This window comes from Litoreibacter ponti (assembly GCF_003054285.1).
GTDB classification, from domain to species: Bacteria; Pseudomonadota; Alphaproteobacteria; order Rhodobacterales; family Rhodobacteraceae; genus Litoreibacter; species Litoreibacter ponti.
In genome coordinates this window covers 1,571,352-1,584,805 of record NZ_QBKS01000001.1, presented here as the reverse complement: position 1 = coordinate 1,584,805, position 13,454 = coordinate 1,571,352, and the positions used below count along the sequence as shown (strand labels likewise).

The window sequence follows — 13,454 nt, the reverse complement described above, 5'->3', positions numbered from 1 at the left end:
CCGCAGTTTAAAGCCTTTTTGGGCAAATTCGCGGTGAAAACCCTGTGCAATCGCGACCTTTCGCCTAAGTCACGGCGCGATGGCAGGCGCGTCGAAATTCATCGGATCAGAGATCTACCGCGGCTCGTCCTACGGGCCCCGCCACCCGCTGCGCGTGCCGCGGGTGTCCACCGTGATGGACCTGAGCCGGGCGCTGGGCTGGCTGCCAGCGAGCGATTTCATCCCCTCGCCACGCGCCAAGCCCAAGGCGTTGGAAGTGTGGCACACGCCTCGCTATCTGGCCGCCTTGCAGGCCGCCGAAGCCGCGCAGGAGGTTAGCGCGCAGGTACGGGCGCGCCACAATATCGGCACGCCCGCCAATCCAGTGTTTCCCGAAATCTTCCGCCGCCCCGCAACGGCTGCGGGCGGCTCGCTTCTGGCGGGCGAGCTGCTGGCGCATCCGGGTGTGGTCTACAACCCGGCGGGCGGCACGCATCACGGCTTCCCCGATCGCGCGGGCGGGTTTTGCTATCTCAACGACCCGGTGCTGGCGATGCTGTCCCTGCGCCGCCAGGGCGTGCGCCGGATCGCCTATGTCGACATCGACGCCCATCACCCCGACGGGGTCGAGCATGGCTTCGCGGGGGATGCCGAGATGCGGATGATCTCGGTCCACGAGGACGGGTTGTGGCCGCGCACCGGGGCCTTGGAGGATCACGCGGGCGGCTCGGCGTTCAACCTGCCCGTGCCGCCGGGATTGAATGACACCGAGATGGCCATGATCTGCGACACGCTGATCGTGCCGCTGGTGGAAGAGTTCAAGCCCGACGCTGTGGTCCTGCAATGCGGGGCGGACGCGATGGACGAAGACCCGCAAAGCCATCTGAGCCTGTCGAACAATGCCCATATCGCGGTGCTGGACGCGTTGCGCCCGCTTGCGCCGCGCCTGCTGGTGCTGGGTGGCGGGGGCTACAATCCGTGGAGCGTGGGGCGGCTGTGGACCCGGGTCTGGGGGCGTTTGGCGGGGTATGACGACCCCGACCGCCTGCCGCCCGAGGCCGAAGCCGTGCTGCGCGCCCTCACGTTCGAGGGTAATTCCCGCGGACGAAACCCGCCGGAGCATTGGTTCACCACGCTCAAAGACGCCCCGCGCCAAGGCCCAATCCGGGAAGAGCTGAGCACCCGCATCGAAACGCTGCTGAAAAGATCTCGTTCAGGTTAACGCGCCTCAGCAAAGACCACGTGGGCTTCGTTTTGGCATAAATACTCAAAATCCCGAAATCGGCGGCGTGCTCAGACCTTTGGCGTCTCGCCTGCCATCACCTTCAGGAACCACTCGGTGTCGATGTTCCCGCCGCACAGGATCACCGCGCAGGTCTTGCCCGCCATGCGCTCTTTCTCTTGCAACAGGCCCGCAAGCGGCGCGGCCCCGGCGCCTTCGGCGACGTTGTGGGTGCAGTGGAAATAGGCGCGGATTGCCTCGGCGACCTCGTCGTCCGAGACGGCGATGATCCGCTCCGCGCCTTTGGAATAGATGTCATAGGCGTCCTGCACCGGCACGCGCACGGCCATACCGTCAGCGAAAGTGTCGGCGCTGTTGGTCTCGACCAATGCACCTGCCTCGACGGACAGTTTTGCGGTTTGAGCGGCGTCAGAGACCACGCCCACGATCTTGGTCTTCAGGCCCAAAGCGTCACGGGCCAGGATCGTGCCGCAAATGCCAGAGCCGCAGCCGATGGGCACGTAGATCGTGTCGATCTCCGGGGCCTTGGTCAAAAGCTCGAACGCGTAGGTCGCGACGCCGCGCACCAGCTCAGAGTGGAACGGCGGCACGATGAACAGGCCCTGCTCTGCACCGACGCGGAACGCTTCTTCTCGTGCGGTGTCGAAATCATCGCCGAACTCGACCAGCTCTGCCCCGAACCCTGCCATCGCGGCGTTCTTCTCGACCGAGTTGCCGCGCGGCACGTAGACCAGCGCGCGCAGGCCCGCGGCCACGGCGGCGCGGGCCTGACCTTGCCCATGATTGCCTCGGGTCGCCGTCACGATGCCGGGCACGTCCGGGTGCGTGCGCACCAGCCAGTCCATGAAGGTGATCGCGCCGCGGTTTTTGAACGCTCCGGTGGGGCCGTGGTTTTCGTGCTTGACCCAGGTCGTGCCGCCTGTGCGGGCGTTGAGCAGCGGCCAGATATATTCCGGCGTGCGGGCCATGTGGCGGTAGACAAGGGCGCAGGCGTCCTCGAGCTCTGATTTGGTGAAGCTGATCATGGGGCGCAGGTTACGCCTAACGCCCGGCGCGTCCAGCACAATTACGCCTTGCGCCTGCGGCGCGTATGCCCAAACTCGCGCTTATGTTTTTGCGCGCGCTTCTCTTCTTGATCCTGGCTGCGGCCCCGCTGCGGGCGGAGGTGGTGATCTTCGCCGCGTCGTCCCTGAAGGGCGCGCTGGACGAGGTGCTGGCCGAGGCCCCGGTGCGCATCTCCTATGGCGGCAGCGGCGCGCTGGCGCGGCAGATTTTGCAAGGCGCGCCTGCGGATATCTTCTTTTCCGCCAACCCCCGCTGGATGGATGCCGCCGCCCCGGCGATGGACGGCGCCACGCGGGTCGATCTGTTGGCCAACAGCTTGGTGGTGATCGGGGAGGGCGGGTTTGACGATATGCTCGCCTCCGACGGCAAGGTGGCGACGGGCCTGATACGCTCGGTGCCTCTGGGTATTTATGCCGAGGCGACGTTGCGCGAGTTGGGCCACTGGGACGCCATCGCGCCGCGGCTGATCGAGACCGACAGCGCCCGCGCCGCGCTCGCTTTGGTCGAGCGGGGGGAGGTGCCGTTTGGCATCGTCTACCGCACCGATGCGGTGAGCGCTGAGGCGCCGGTGATCGCGGAGCTTCCGGAGCTGGAAGATCTGCCGATCCTTTACCCGATCGCGTTGACCCGGCGGGCGGGACCGGAGGCGCAAGGGGTGCTGGACGAGCTAACCGCGGACGCCGCTTGGACGGTGTTCGAGCGCCACGGATTTACCCGGCCATGATGGGCCTGACGCCGCTGGAATGGGAGGTCATCGCACTGTCCCTGCGGGTCGCCCTGGTCGCCACGGTGATCTCGGCCCCGCTCGCGTTGTGGCTGGCCTATGTACTGGCGCGCAAGGAGTTCTGGGGCAAGAGCCTGCTCAACGGGTTGATCGTTTTGCCGCTGGTGCTGCCCCCCGTGGTCACGGGTTACGCGCTGCTCGAGGCTTTCGGCACGCAAGGCCTGATTGGCGGCTGGCTCGCGGATATAGGCATCGTGCTGGCCTTCCGCTGGACCGGCGCAGTGCTGGCGGCGGCGGTCATGGCCTTCCCGCTGATGGTGCGAGCCATGCGCATCGGGATCGAGGCAGTCGACCCCAAGCTGGAGCAGGCAGCGACCACTTTGGGTGCGCCGCCGTGGCGTGTCTTCGCGACGATCACTCTGCCGCTGAGCCTGCCCGCGATCATCGCGGGCGCGGTGCTGGCCTTTGCCAAGGCCTTGGGCGAGTTCGGGGCGACGATCACCTTTGTCGCCGCGATCCCCGGGGAGACGCAGACCATCGCGTCGGCCATCTATGCCGCGCTGCAGGTGCCGGGTGGCGAGGCGGATGCGCTGCGGCTGGTGTGGGTGTCGGTCGTGATTGCGCTGGGCGCTGTGCTACTGTCCGAGCTGCTCGCGCGGAGGGTGCGGCGATGAGCGTGAAGGTTGATATCCGGCACCGGTTCGATGGCTTTTCGCTAGAGACCCAGTTCGCGTCCGAGGGGGGCGTGACGGCGCTGTTTGGCCCGTCCGGGTCCGGCAAGACGAGCATCATCAACGCGCTGGCGGGGCTGCTGACGCCAGATGAAGGTCGGATCGAGATCGGCGGGCGCGTTCTGTTCGACAGCGCCGCCGGGATCAACGTACCGACCCATAAGCGCAGGGTCGGCTACGTGTTCCAGGAGCCGCGGCTGTTTCCGCATATGACCGCTCGGCAGAATTTCGACTACGGTCGTCCGCGTCCCTTGATCACCGAAAGGCATGACCCTGCCATTCAGGCGCTTGGCATTCGACATCTTCTGGATCGCGACGTGCGCGGGCTCTCTGGGGGCGAGGCACAGCGCGTGTCCATTGCCAGAGCGTTGATGTCAAACCCGAGCATTCTCTTGCTCGACGAGCCGCTCTCGGCATTGGATGCTACGCGCAAGGCGGAGGTGCTACCGTACCTGCAGGCACTCTTTTCCGAGGCCCAGATACCGGTGTTCTACGTCTCCCACGCGATGGAGGAGGTGGCGCAATTGGCCACGGACCTGATCGTGCTGCGCGACGGGCGCGTGGCACGGGCCGGGGCGATCGGCGATGTTCTGGCGGACCCGGAAGCGGTGTCGGATATCGGCGTGCGCGAGGCGGGCGCACTGTTGCGGGTGACGGTGAAAACCCGCGCGGCGGGGGATGGACTGTCGGAGCTTGCGACCTCGAACGGGGCGCTGTTCCTGCCGCAGGTGAGCGCGGCGGAGGGCGCGGGGCTGCGAGTGCGCATCAAGGCCTCCGACGTGATCTTGTCGAAGGACCGCCCCGACCGTCTGTCGGCGCTCAACATCCTGAAGGCTACGGTGACCGCTGTGCATGAGGGGCAGGGACCCGGGGTCGCGGTGGCGCTGAGGGCGGGGGAGGATCAACTTGTGGCGCGCATCACCCGCCGCTCGGCCCGGGCGCTTGGGCTGAAGCCGGGCAGCGCGTGCTATGCGGTGATCAAATCGGTCTCGGTCGCGCCCGCAGATATGGGGCCGACCGGATAACCCCGCGATTTGCCAACGGAAACAGGCTGTTTCCGGATTGATCCGCGCGCGTATGGTTTTGGTTACTGGAGATTAACCATCGCTGGGGTATGCTGCCCGAATGCGCCACGCTGCCCTGATCCTTGCCCTGCTTTTGCTGCCCGCGCTCGGGCAGGCGGAGGAACGTGTGTCGCTGGGCTGGGGCAGCATCATCAACAATGACTACATCGGGGATGGGCGGGACCGGTACCGTACGGGCTCTGTGGTGGTCTCGCATCTGCGTGGGCCTGCCTGGACGGGCGCGCGGCCCACGGGGTTTGGCGAGCTCGTCGAGCTGCGCTTCCGGATCGAGGCGATCTCGCCCCGCAACGTCGCCACGCCGCCCGCGGGCGACCGGCCCTATGTCGGCGCCGTGTCGCTGGGCGCGCATACGCATTTCCAGCGCGGCGGGGCGGAGATGAGCCTGGGGCTTGACCTCGTGGTGGTGGGGCCGCAGACCGGCGTGGACGATTTGCAGGACGGGCTGCATGACCTGTTCGGTGTCGCGGGCGTTAATGTGGATGGAAACCAGATCGAGGATGGCGTCTACCCGACCGTGACCTTCGAGGTCGGTCGCGCCTATGCGCTGGGCGCGGCGCGCGAGGTTCGGCCCTTTGTCGAGCTACAGGCCGGGGCCGAGACGCTGGCGCGGGTCGGGGCGGATGTAACACTTGGCGCGTTCGGGCAAGGCGGGCTTCTGCTGCGCGACAGCACGACGGGGCAGCGCTATCTCGGGATCAAGGGCGCGGCGGAGCCGGGGCTGTCGTTTACCCTTGGGGCGGACGTGGCCTATGTGGCGGACAGCCAGTTTCTCGACGCGCCGGGGATCGAGGTCGAGCACCTGCGCGCCCGCGCGCGTTTGGGGCTGCACCAGCAATGGCAGCGCGGATCGCTGTTTTACGGCGCGACCTATCTGAGCGAGGAATTCGAGAGCCAGCCAGAGGGGCAGGTGGTCGGCTCGGTCAACGCGCAGTTCAACTTCTAGCTGACCCAGAGTCACCCGCAGCGCCTGCGCAACAGGTGCGCTGCGCCTGTTAACGATCTGTTAACGCAGGGCTATCCAAACCACCCCTTTTGTGCTAGCTCTCTGAAAAAACACGACCAAAAAACAAAAAACTTGAGCAGGTATACGGGACATGACAGCGGGCTTTGAAGGCACGTTTGTCCTTACGTCAGACCAAATTTTTCTTGATGGGGCGCCGATGGGCGCTGCCGAGTTGCCGTGTGTGGGGCAACGCTGGGTCTGGCAGGGGGAAGCAGTGCGTCTTGACGGGGCAGACGGCCCCTTGGTTCTCACCGGAGAGATTGGGCGTGCGGATATGCGCCGCCGCGTGGCGCGCGTTGTCGCGCGCAAGTTCGACCTACCCGAGGGCGAGGCGTTACCCGAGGACGAGGACCCCACCGCCGCTGACGCCTTCATTCTGTCGGACGGGCAGGCGCAGTTCACGCTGGTGCCGATCCGCTCGACCCGGCTTGCGACCACCCTGTGGTGGTGCGAAAGCGGCGTGCCGAAGCGAGGGCAGGAGTACCGGGTGATCACCGTGCCGAGCGAGCCTGATGCGGTACGGGTGCGCAGCAGCGATTTTGGCGGGGACGTGATCTGCTTTACCCAAGGCACCCGCATCCGCCTGCCCGAGGGCGATGCCCCGGTGGAAAACCTGAACGTGGGCGACTGGGTGCAAACAAAGGATGACGGCCCGCAGGAAATCCTGTGGATCGGCCAGCGGCGCATGTCCGGCGCGCGGCTTTATGCCATGCCGGAGCTGCGGCCGGTGCGCCTGCGTGCCCAAGCCCTTGATACGGACGTGCCGGACGCGGACCTGCTGGTCTCGCCGCATCACCGCATTCTGTTCTCCGGGCACAATGCGCAGGCGCTGTTCAATCAGCCGGAGGTGCTGGTCTCCGCCCGCGATCTGATCAACGATCACTCGGTTTATGTCGATCACAGCGTCAAGGAGGTCACTTATATTCACCTTCTGCTGTCGCGCCACCAGGTGCTGTGGGCCAATGGCGTGCAGACCGAAAGCTACCACCCGGCCAACACCACGCTGAAGACCGTCGACCCGGATCAGCGCGCGGTCTTGCTGGCGCTGTTTCCGGATCTCAAGCGCGATCTGCACAGCTACGGGCCCTATGCGCGGCGCAATCTCGACCGCTCCGAGGCCGCGATCCTGCTGCACGATCACTAGCGCGGTGGCCTTCCTGAAGGGCCATTGGCAGGTGCTGGCGCTGACGACGCTGATCTTCGCGCTGTGGCAGACCCCGGTGATGGTGCCTTTGAAGATTGTCGTCGTGCTTTTGCATGAGCTGTCCCACGGCGCGGCGGCGATCCTGACCGGCGGCACGATCGAGCAGATCAGCGTCTCGCCGCAACAGGGCGGCTTTGCAAGGACCCGTGGCGGCAGCGGCTTTTTCATCTCGACCGCGGGTTATCTCGGCTCGCTCGTGCTGGGCGTGGGGCTGTTGATCGCCGCGCTGAAATCGACAGCGGACCGGGTGGTGATGATGGCCGTTGGCGCGATCTTTGTGCTGGTTGCAGCCCTCTATATGCGGGACCTTTTCGCCTTCGGCTTCACCGCCGGGATGGGCGCGGTGCTGCTGGCGTCCGGGTTCTTTCTGCCGCATCAGTTTTGCGATCTGGGGCTGCGCGTGATCGGGCTGACCTCGATGATCTATGTGCCGTACGACATTTTCGACGACACGATCCGACGCGCGAGCCTGCGCTCGGATGCGCGCATCCTGGCTGAAGAGGTTGGCGGCTCCACGATCCTGTGGGGCGTGATCTGGCTGCTGATCAGCGGTGTGGTGATCTTCGTGGCGCTGCGCAGCCTGTTGGGGCGCGACAGCAACGTCCATTTCACCAGCGGGACAAAAGCACCCTGATCGCGTCGCCCGCGCGCGCCAGCGGCTCGAGCGGGTCGCGCGAGCGGGCCATGATGCGTACGCCGACATATTGTGTGACCAGCAGGTCGGCCAGCGCCGCGCGCTCTGGTTCAGGCACCTGCGAGGCGTCGAGGGCCGTGGCGAAGCCGTCTCGGATCTTTTCCAAGCCCTGCTTCACCGCCGCCGCGATTTCCGGGTCGTAGGCACTGGGGCCTGCCGCGGCAGAACACAGAAGGCAGCCCCGCCGGTCGCCGGATTGCACGACGCCGATTGCGTTGTCGAAAAGCTGCGTGATCCGCGCGAACCCGTCGGTCGCGGAGCCCGTGCTCAAAAGGGTCTCGGCCCGGGCGACCGCACCCTCTTCATAGCGGGTCAGCACCCGCAGGAAGAGCGAGTGTTTGTCATCGAAAGCCTTGTAGAGGCTGCCGCGCGTCAGCCCCATGCCGGTCAGCAGGTCGGGCAGCGAGGCGCCCTCGTAGCCGTGTTCCCAGAACACATGCATCGCGGCCTCCAGGGCCTCATCTGTGTCGAATTCTCTGGGGCGCGCCATGGTGTCGCTCACTTTTGCAAGAAAGTCCGTGTTGCGCATCATATAGGTTGGGAACCCATCGGTCCACAATCACGAAGACGTGTATTGTACCAATCGGTTCCTAATTGTAGCTCTTGGTCATCCCGCCGGATCACCCGGCCTTCCAGACCCTGACACAAAGGACCAAACAATGAAAACTCTCTCCCTTCGCGCAGCCGCCCTGTCCCTCGCCGCCCTGACCGCGCTTGCTCCGCTCTCCGCCCAGGCCGATGTCGCCGCAAGCGGCACCTTCACCGGGGCCAGCGACCACGTCACCACCGGTAACGTTTCGATTTTCAAGACTGCCGATGGCGGCGCGCTCGTGATCCTCGACAGCAACTTCTCGCTGGACGGCGCGCCCGACCCGCGGGTGGGCTTCGGCAAGGACGACGTCTTCGAGCCGCTGTCCGATCTGGGCATCCTGCAACAACTGGGCGGCACGCAAGTCTACAAGGTGCCGGCCTCGGTCAATGTCGATGATTTCAACGAAGTCTACATCTGGTGTCTGAAATTCGGCGTGCCGCTGGGCGTGGCCGAGCTGTCCTGAGCCCGACCTTTCCCTCATCCAAGGAATTCCTCATGTCCGTTCGTTTCATCACAAGTGCGTGACTGTCACCCAAGGAAAGGGCGTCCCGAAACCGGGCGCCCTTTTCGCGTTTTGGCGATTGACTCGCGCATCGCGGCTTATATAAGCGCGCATTCATTGGTGTTGGTGGCCCCCGCAAGGGGATGCCCTGTCGCTGCGGCAAAATCCGCGGAGAGGACAACGCCCTTCACGCCCGCAAGGGTTCGCAAAGAAGGAGATCAGACGGTGACCAAACGTACCGCTGCCAAATACAAAATCGACCGCCGGATGGGCGAGAACATCTGGGGTCGCCCGAAATCCCCCGTCAACCGCCGCGAATACGGCCCCGGCCAGCACGGCCAGCGCCGCAAGGGCAAGCTGTCCGACTTCGGTCTGCAGCTGCGCGCCAAGCAGAAGCTGAAAGGCTACTACGGCGATCTGACCGAGAAGCAGTTCAAGCGCATCTTCGTGGAAGCCAACCGCGTCAAGGGCGACACCGGTGAGAACCTGATCGGCCTGCTCGAGCGCCGCCTGGACGCCGTCGTCTACCGTGCCAAGTTCGTGCCGACGATCTTCGCGGCCCGCCAGTTCGTCAACCACGGCCACGTGACGGTGAACGGCAAGCGGGTGAACATCCCGTCCTACCGCGTCAAGGAAGGCGACGTGATCGAGGTGCGCGAGAAGTCCAAGCAGCTCGCCATCGTTCTGGAAGCCTCGCAGCTGCCCGAGCGCGATGTGCCGGACTACATGGAAGTCGACCACTCCAAGATGCGCGCGACCTTCACCCGCACGCCCGGCCTCGGCGATGTGCCGTACCCGGTGATGATGGAGCCGAACCTCGTGATCGAATACTACGCGCAGAACTAAGCATTCCGCGCCAAGGTTTCTGGAAAGGCCGCTCCTTCGGGGGCGGCCTTTTTGCGTAAGGAGGCGGACTAGACCGCCCGGGCGACGATGCCGAAACTGGTGCGCGAGGGCGGGCCGGAGGGGAAGTCATACACCGCCTCTGGCAAGAAGCCTGCGTCGCGGAGCATTACCTGCAGGGCGTCCTTGCGAAACGTGCGGTGGCGCCATTGCAGCCAGATGATCGCATTGCACCAATGCGGCTTGGAGGCGACGAGCCACAAGCGCCCACCGGGCGCCGTGATGCGCCGAAGGTCTGCCAACGCCGTACCTTGGTCGGAGAAATGCTCGATCACATGGGCGGCAAGTACATGGTCGTAGCTCCCGCGCGTCGCGGCATCGAGGCCCGCGACGCGGCATTCCGGCGCAATGCCACGATGGGCCAGCGCCGATGACGCGGCCGAAAGCATCTGCGCGGATGGGTCCAAAAGCGTCATCTCGGCGGGCGGCCCATGGATCGCGGCAAACGCCTCACCCATCGCCCCGGTCCCGCATCCGACATCTATGACGCGCGCGCGGGCCATATCCTCGCGCGGCATATGGGACAGGAACCCAAGGTAGCCCTCGTAGTAGCCCAGCAGGCGCATCTTGTCCGACCACCTCGCGGCGGATGCATCATATCGCTGGATCAGGGCGGCAGAGGCTTGGAACTTATTGGAAAGGTTTCACGGGACGTAGGGCCATGCAAGAATCGATTGCGCCGCGCACGCATTGCCGCGAACGTCGGTCCTATCCTCGTGTGGCAGATCGCAATCATGGGCCAGCCCTGGGGTCCAACGGCTGCCGGTTTGGCCGCGCCGCCGCGCTGCGGCAAGCTGATATGTCTGTAGGAAATTTACAGAATTGACAGGATATTTTCGGGACTCAGCCCTTCTGCAAAAATAAATTTACAAAATTATCCCGTATTCCCGGCATCTTGGCGGACAAGCCCTCGGCTCGGGTATATAAAGCACGCGACGGAGGGCGCTGTGCGTGCCGTGGGGTCAGGTGTGGGAGTGACACCGCCTCGGGGCCTGCGCCTTCCCGAAGACAAAACCTGCGGAGGACAGACATGCCAAATCCAGACACCACCTATGCCCCGAGTGCCGAGCAGGCGAAAGCCGCCCATGTAGACGCCAAGGGCTACGAGGAGATGTACGCGGCCTCGATCGCCGATCCGGATGCGTTCTGGGCGGAGCAGGCCAAGCGCATCGACTGGATGAAAGCGCCCACGAAGGTGTCGGACGTGAATTTCGACCTCGGCTCGGTCAACATCAAGTGGTTCGAGGATGGCACGCTGAATGTCGCCGCCAACTGCATTGACCGCCATCTGGCCGAGCGCGGCACGCAAACGGCAATTATCTGGGAGCCGGACGAGGCCACGGACGAAGCGCAGCACATTACCTACCAGCAGTTGCATGCCCATGTGTGCAAGTTCGCCAACGTCCTGAAAGAGATGGGCGTGGGCAAGGGCGACAGGGTGGTGCTGTACATGCCGATGATCCCGCAGGCGGCCTACGCGATGCTGGCCTGCGCCCGGATCGGGGCCATCCACTCCATCGTCTTCGCGGGCTTCTCGGCGGACGCGCTCGGCGCGCGGATCGACGCCTGCGACGCCAAGGTCGTGATCACCAGCGACGGCGCGCCACGCGGCGGGCGGGTCACTAACCTGAAGGACAACGTCAACAAGGCGCTGCTGAACGATTTCGACACGGTCAAATGCCTTGTCGTCAAGCGCACCGGCCAGCAGATCGCCTGGCGCGATGGCCTGGATTTCTGGCTGCACGAGATGGAGGAAAACGTCTCCAACGATTGCCCGCCGGAAGAAATGGGTGCCGAGGATCCGCTGTTCATTCTCTACACCTCCGGTTCCACCGGCCAGCCGAAAGGCGTGGTGCACACCACCGGTGGCTACCTCACCTACGCGGCGATGACGCATGAATATACCTTCGACTACCATGACGGTGACATCTTCTGGTGCACGGCGGATGTCGGCTGGGTCACTGGCCACAGCTACATCGTCTACGGCCCGCTGGCCAATGGCGCGACCACGCTGATGTTCGAGGGCGTGCCGACCTACCCGGACGCTGGGCGCTTCTGGGACGTTTGCCAGAAGCACAAGGTCAACCAGTTCTACACCGCTCCCACCGCGCTGCGGGCGCTGATGGGGCAGGGCAATTCCTTTGTGGAGGGCTACGATCTGAGCGATCTAAAGGTGCTGGGCACCGTGGGCGAGCCGATCAACCCCGAGGCCTGGAACTGGTACTACAACGTCGTCGGCAAGGGCAAAGTGCCCATCGTCGACACCTGGTGGCAGACCGAGACTGGCGGTCACCTGATGACACCCCTGCCGGGGGCCACGAACCTCAAGCCCGGCTCTGCACAGCAGCCATTCTTCGGAATCAAACCATTGGTGCTGGAGCCGACCACGGCGGAGGTGATCGAGGGCAACGATGTGGAAGGCGTGCTGGTCATCGCCAACTCGTGGCCCGGGCAGATGCGCACGGTCTGGGGCGACCATGAGCGGTTCGAGAAGACCTATTTCAGCGACTACCCTGGCTATTACTTCACCGGCGACGGCTGCAAACGGGACGCCGATGGCGACTACTGGATCACCGGCCGTGTCGACGACGTGATCAATGTCTCCGGCCACCGGATGGGCACGGCAGAGGTCGAAAGCGCGCTTGTGGCACACGAGAAAGTCGCCGAGAGCGCCGTGGTCGGCTACCCCCATGACATCAAGGGGCAGGGCATCTACGCCTATGTCACCCTGATGAACGGGGTCGAGCCCAGCGATGAGCTGCGTAAGGAGCTGGAGACCTGGGTGCGCACCGAGATCGGCCCGATCGCCAAGCCGGACCTCATCCAGTGGGCACCGGGCCTGCCGAAGACGCGTTCCGGCAAGATCATGCGCCGCATCCTGCGCAAGATCGCCGAGGATGATTTCGGCGCTCTGGGTGACACCTCGACCTTGGCAGAGCCTGCGGTGGTGGATGACCTGATCGAGAACCGCATGAACCGGAAGGACGCGTGATGGACGGGGCAGGGGCGCCGGCCCCGGTGCTGATCCTGCTGGGCCCTCCCGGGGCCGGGAAAGGCACGCAGGCCCGCAAGCTTGAAGAAGCGTACGGCATGGTCCAGCTGTCCACCGGTGATCTGCTGCGCGCGGCGGTGGCCGCAGGCACGGACGCGGGCAAGCAAGCCAAGGCGGTGATGGAGGCGGGCGGGCTCGTCTCCGACGAGATCGTTCTGGCAATCCTGCAGGACCGTCTGGCGGAAGATGATTGCGCCAAGGGCGTGATCCTCGACGGCTTCCCGCGCACCACGGTTCAGGCGGAGGCGCTCGACGGGCTGCTGGAACGCTCGGGCCAGAAGATCGACGCGGCGATTTCGCTGGATGTGGACGATGCCGCCATGGTCACCCGCATCTCGGGGCGGTTCACCTGCGGATGCTGCGGCGAAGGCTACCACGACACGTTCAAACCCACCGCCAAGGACGGCGTCTGCGACTGTTGCGGCGGAACGGATATGAAGCGCCGAGCCGATGACAATGCGGAGACGGTCGCCTCGCGGCTGGAGGCGTATCACGCGCAGACCGCGCCCCTGATCGGGTATTACGAACAAGCGGGCGCTTTGAGCCGTGTCGATGCGATGGGCGAGATCGCCGCCGTTTCGCGCGATCTGTCCAACATCGTGCGCGGCGTGCAGGCGTAAACCCGCAGCTTGGCGTGTTGCCGGAGAAAGGGCGTGCTTTGGCGCGCCCTTTTGCTA

General features: G+C 65.0%; 14 protein-coding genes. 11 read left to right on the top strand and 3 right to left on the bottom strand.

Translation table 11 applies throughout. The annotated features are described in order from the left end of the window. Positions 1-79: 79 nt before the first annotated feature. Positions 80-1,201: an acetoin utilization protein AcuC gene (locus tag C8N43_RS07980; protein WP_107845089.1), complete on the top strand. Its 1,122-nt coding sequence runs from the start codon at positions 80-82 to the stop codon at positions 1,199-1,201. 71 nt (positions 1,202-1,272) lie between these two features. Here C8N43_RS07980 and C8N43_RS07975 read toward each other — a convergent pair whose 3' ends face one another. After that, positions 1,273-2,247 carry a threonine dehydratase gene (locus C8N43_RS07975; protein ID WP_107845088.1) on the bottom strand — a complete coding sequence of 325 codons (975 nt, stop codon included), beginning with the start codon at positions 2,245-2,247 and terminating at the stop codon, positions 1,273-1,275. 83 nt (positions 2,248-2,330) lie between these two features. Between C8N43_RS07975 and modA the strand changes: the two genes are divergently transcribed. The 6 genes from modA to C8N43_RS07945 all read left to right on the top strand — a co-directional run bounded on the left by modA (position 2,331) and on the right by C8N43_RS07945 (position 7,668). Beyond that, the gene (gene modA / locus C8N43_RS07970) at positions 2,331-3,011 is read left to right on the top strand and encodes a molybdate ABC transporter substrate-binding protein (RefSeq protein WP_158269942.1); all 681 of its coding nucleotides are present in this window, start codon (positions 2,331-2,333) and stop codon (positions 3,009-3,011) included. Continuing rightward, a complete protein-coding gene (modB, locus tag C8N43_RS07965; RefSeq protein ID WP_107845086.1) occupies positions 3,008-3,685 on the top strand; it encodes a molybdate ABC transporter permease subunit in 678 nt (225 codons plus the stop codon). Before modA ends, modB begins: the two co-directional genes overlap by 4 nt. Beyond that, positions 3,682-4,767 carry a molybdenum ABC transporter ATP-binding protein gene (gene modC, locus C8N43_RS07960; RefSeq protein WP_107845085.1) on the top strand — a complete coding sequence of 362 codons (1,086 nt, stop codon included), beginning with the start codon at positions 3,682-3,684 and terminating at the stop codon, positions 4,765-4,767. Before modB ends, modC begins: the two co-directional genes overlap by 4 nt. Positions 4,768-4,867: 100 nt before the next feature. Next, the gene (locus C8N43_RS07955; protein ID WP_107845084.1) at positions 4,868-5,770 is read left to right on the top strand and encodes a lipid A-modifier LpxR family protein; all 903 of its coding nucleotides are present in this window, start codon (positions 4,868-4,870) and stop codon (positions 5,768-5,770) included. Between the two features lie 334 nt (positions 5,771-6,104). After that, on the top strand, positions 6,105-6,974 hold the full coding sequence (locus C8N43_RS07950) for a Hint domain-containing protein (RefSeq protein WP_245912947.1): 870 nt from the start codon (positions 6,105-6,107) through the stop codon (positions 6,972-6,974). A gap of 4 nt (positions 6,975-6,978) precedes the next feature. Next, positions 6,979-7,668: a M50 family metallopeptidase gene (locus C8N43_RS07945; protein ID WP_107845082.1), complete on the top strand. Its 690-nt coding sequence runs from the start codon at positions 6,979-6,981 to the stop codon at positions 7,666-7,668. Here C8N43_RS07945 and C8N43_RS07940 read toward each other — a convergent pair. Further along, positions 7,643-8,218 (bottom strand): TetR/AcrR family transcriptional regulator, encoded by a 576-nt coding sequence (locus C8N43_RS07940; RefSeq protein WP_158269941.1) that lies wholly within the window; start codon positions 8,216-8,218, stop codon positions 7,643-7,645. The two genes, C8N43_RS07945 and C8N43_RS07940, sit on opposite strands and share 26 nt — an antisense overlap. A gap of 169 nt (positions 8,219-8,387) precedes the next feature. Between C8N43_RS07940 and C8N43_RS07935 the strand changes: the two genes are divergently transcribed. Then, on the top strand, positions 8,388-8,783 hold the full coding sequence (locus C8N43_RS07935) for a DM13 domain-containing protein (RefSeq protein WP_107845080.1): 396 nt from the start codon (positions 8,388-8,390) through the stop codon (positions 8,781-8,783). A 264-nt stretch (positions 8,784-9,047) separates the two neighbouring features. Next, positions 9,048-9,668: a 30S ribosomal protein S4 gene (rpsD, locus tag C8N43_RS07930; protein ID WP_107845079.1), complete on the top strand. Its 621-nt coding sequence runs from the start codon at positions 9,048-9,050 to the stop codon at positions 9,666-9,668. Positions 9,669-9,736: 68 nt separating this feature from the next. Here the strand turns inward: rpsD and C8N43_RS07925 are convergent, their stop codons facing one another. Further along, complete coding sequence (locus C8N43_RS07925) at positions 9,737-10,291, bottom strand: class I SAM-dependent methyltransferase (RefSeq protein ID WP_107845078.1); 555 nt, start codon at positions 10,289-10,291, stop codon at positions 9,737-9,739. 464 nt (positions 10,292-10,755) lie between these two features. Between C8N43_RS07925 and acs the strand changes: the two genes are divergently transcribed. Together acs and C8N43_RS07915 are read left to right on the top strand one after the other, a co-directional pair. Continuing rightward, positions 10,756-12,717 carry an acetate--CoA ligase gene (gene acs, locus C8N43_RS07920; protein WP_107845077.1) on the top strand — a complete coding sequence of 654 codons (1,962 nt, stop codon included), beginning with the start codon at positions 10,756-10,758 and terminating at the stop codon, positions 12,715-12,717. Then, positions 12,717-13,397 carry an adenylate kinase gene (locus tag C8N43_RS07915; protein WP_107845076.1) on the top strand — a complete coding sequence of 227 codons (681 nt, stop codon included), beginning with the start codon at positions 12,717-12,719 and terminating at the stop codon, positions 13,395-13,397. The genes acs and C8N43_RS07915 overlap by 1 nt, the downstream gene beginning before the upstream one ends. The last annotated feature ends 57 nt before the right edge of the window (positions 13,398-13,454 follow it).

Bases quoted from the DNA above. Each gene is read 5' to 3' on its own strand.
- C8N43_RS07980 (WP_107845089.1), top strand. From the start codon at position 80: ATGGCAGGCGCGTCGAAATTCATCGGATCAGAGATCTACCGCGGCTCG.
- C8N43_RS07975 (WP_107845088.1), bottom strand. From the start codon at position 2,247: ATGATCAGCTTCACCAAATCAGAGCTCGAGGACGCCTGCGCCCTTGTC.
- modA (WP_158269942.1), top strand. From the start codon at position 2,331: ATGTTTTTGCGCGCGCTTCTCTTCTTGATCCTGGCTGCGGCCCCGCTG.
- modB (WP_107845086.1), top strand. From the start codon at position 3,008: ATGATGGGCCTGACGCCGCTGGAATGGGAGGTCATCGCACTGTCCCTG.
- modC (WP_107845085.1), top strand. From the start codon at position 3,682: ATGAGCGTGAAGGTTGATATCCGGCACCGGTTCGATGGCTTTTCGCTA.
- C8N43_RS07955 (WP_107845084.1), top strand. From the start codon at position 4,868: ATGCGCCACGCTGCCCTGATCCTTGCCCTGCTTTTGCTGCCCGCGCTC.
- C8N43_RS07950 (WP_245912947.1), top strand. From the start codon at position 6,105: ATGCGCCGCCGCGTGGCGCGCGTTGTCGCGCGCAAGTTCGACCTACCC.
- C8N43_RS07940 (WP_158269941.1), bottom strand. From the start codon at position 8,218: ATGGCGCGCCCCAGAGAATTCGACACAGATGAGGCCCTGGAGGCCGCG.
- C8N43_RS07935 (WP_107845080.1), top strand. From the start codon at position 8,388: ATGAAAACTCTCTCCCTTCGCGCAGCCGCCCTGTCCCTCGCCGCCCTG.
- C8N43_RS07925 (WP_107845078.1), bottom strand. From the start codon at position 10,291: ATGCGCCTGCTGGGCTACTACGAGGGCTACCTTGGGTTCCTGTCCCAT.
- acs (WP_107845077.1), top strand. From the start codon at position 10,756: ATGCCAAATCCAGACACCACCTATGCCCCGAGTGCCGAGCAGGCGAAA.
- C8N43_RS07915 (WP_107845076.1), top strand. From the start codon at position 12,717: ATGGACGGGGCAGGGGCGCCGGCCCCGGTGCTGATCCTGCTGGGCCCT.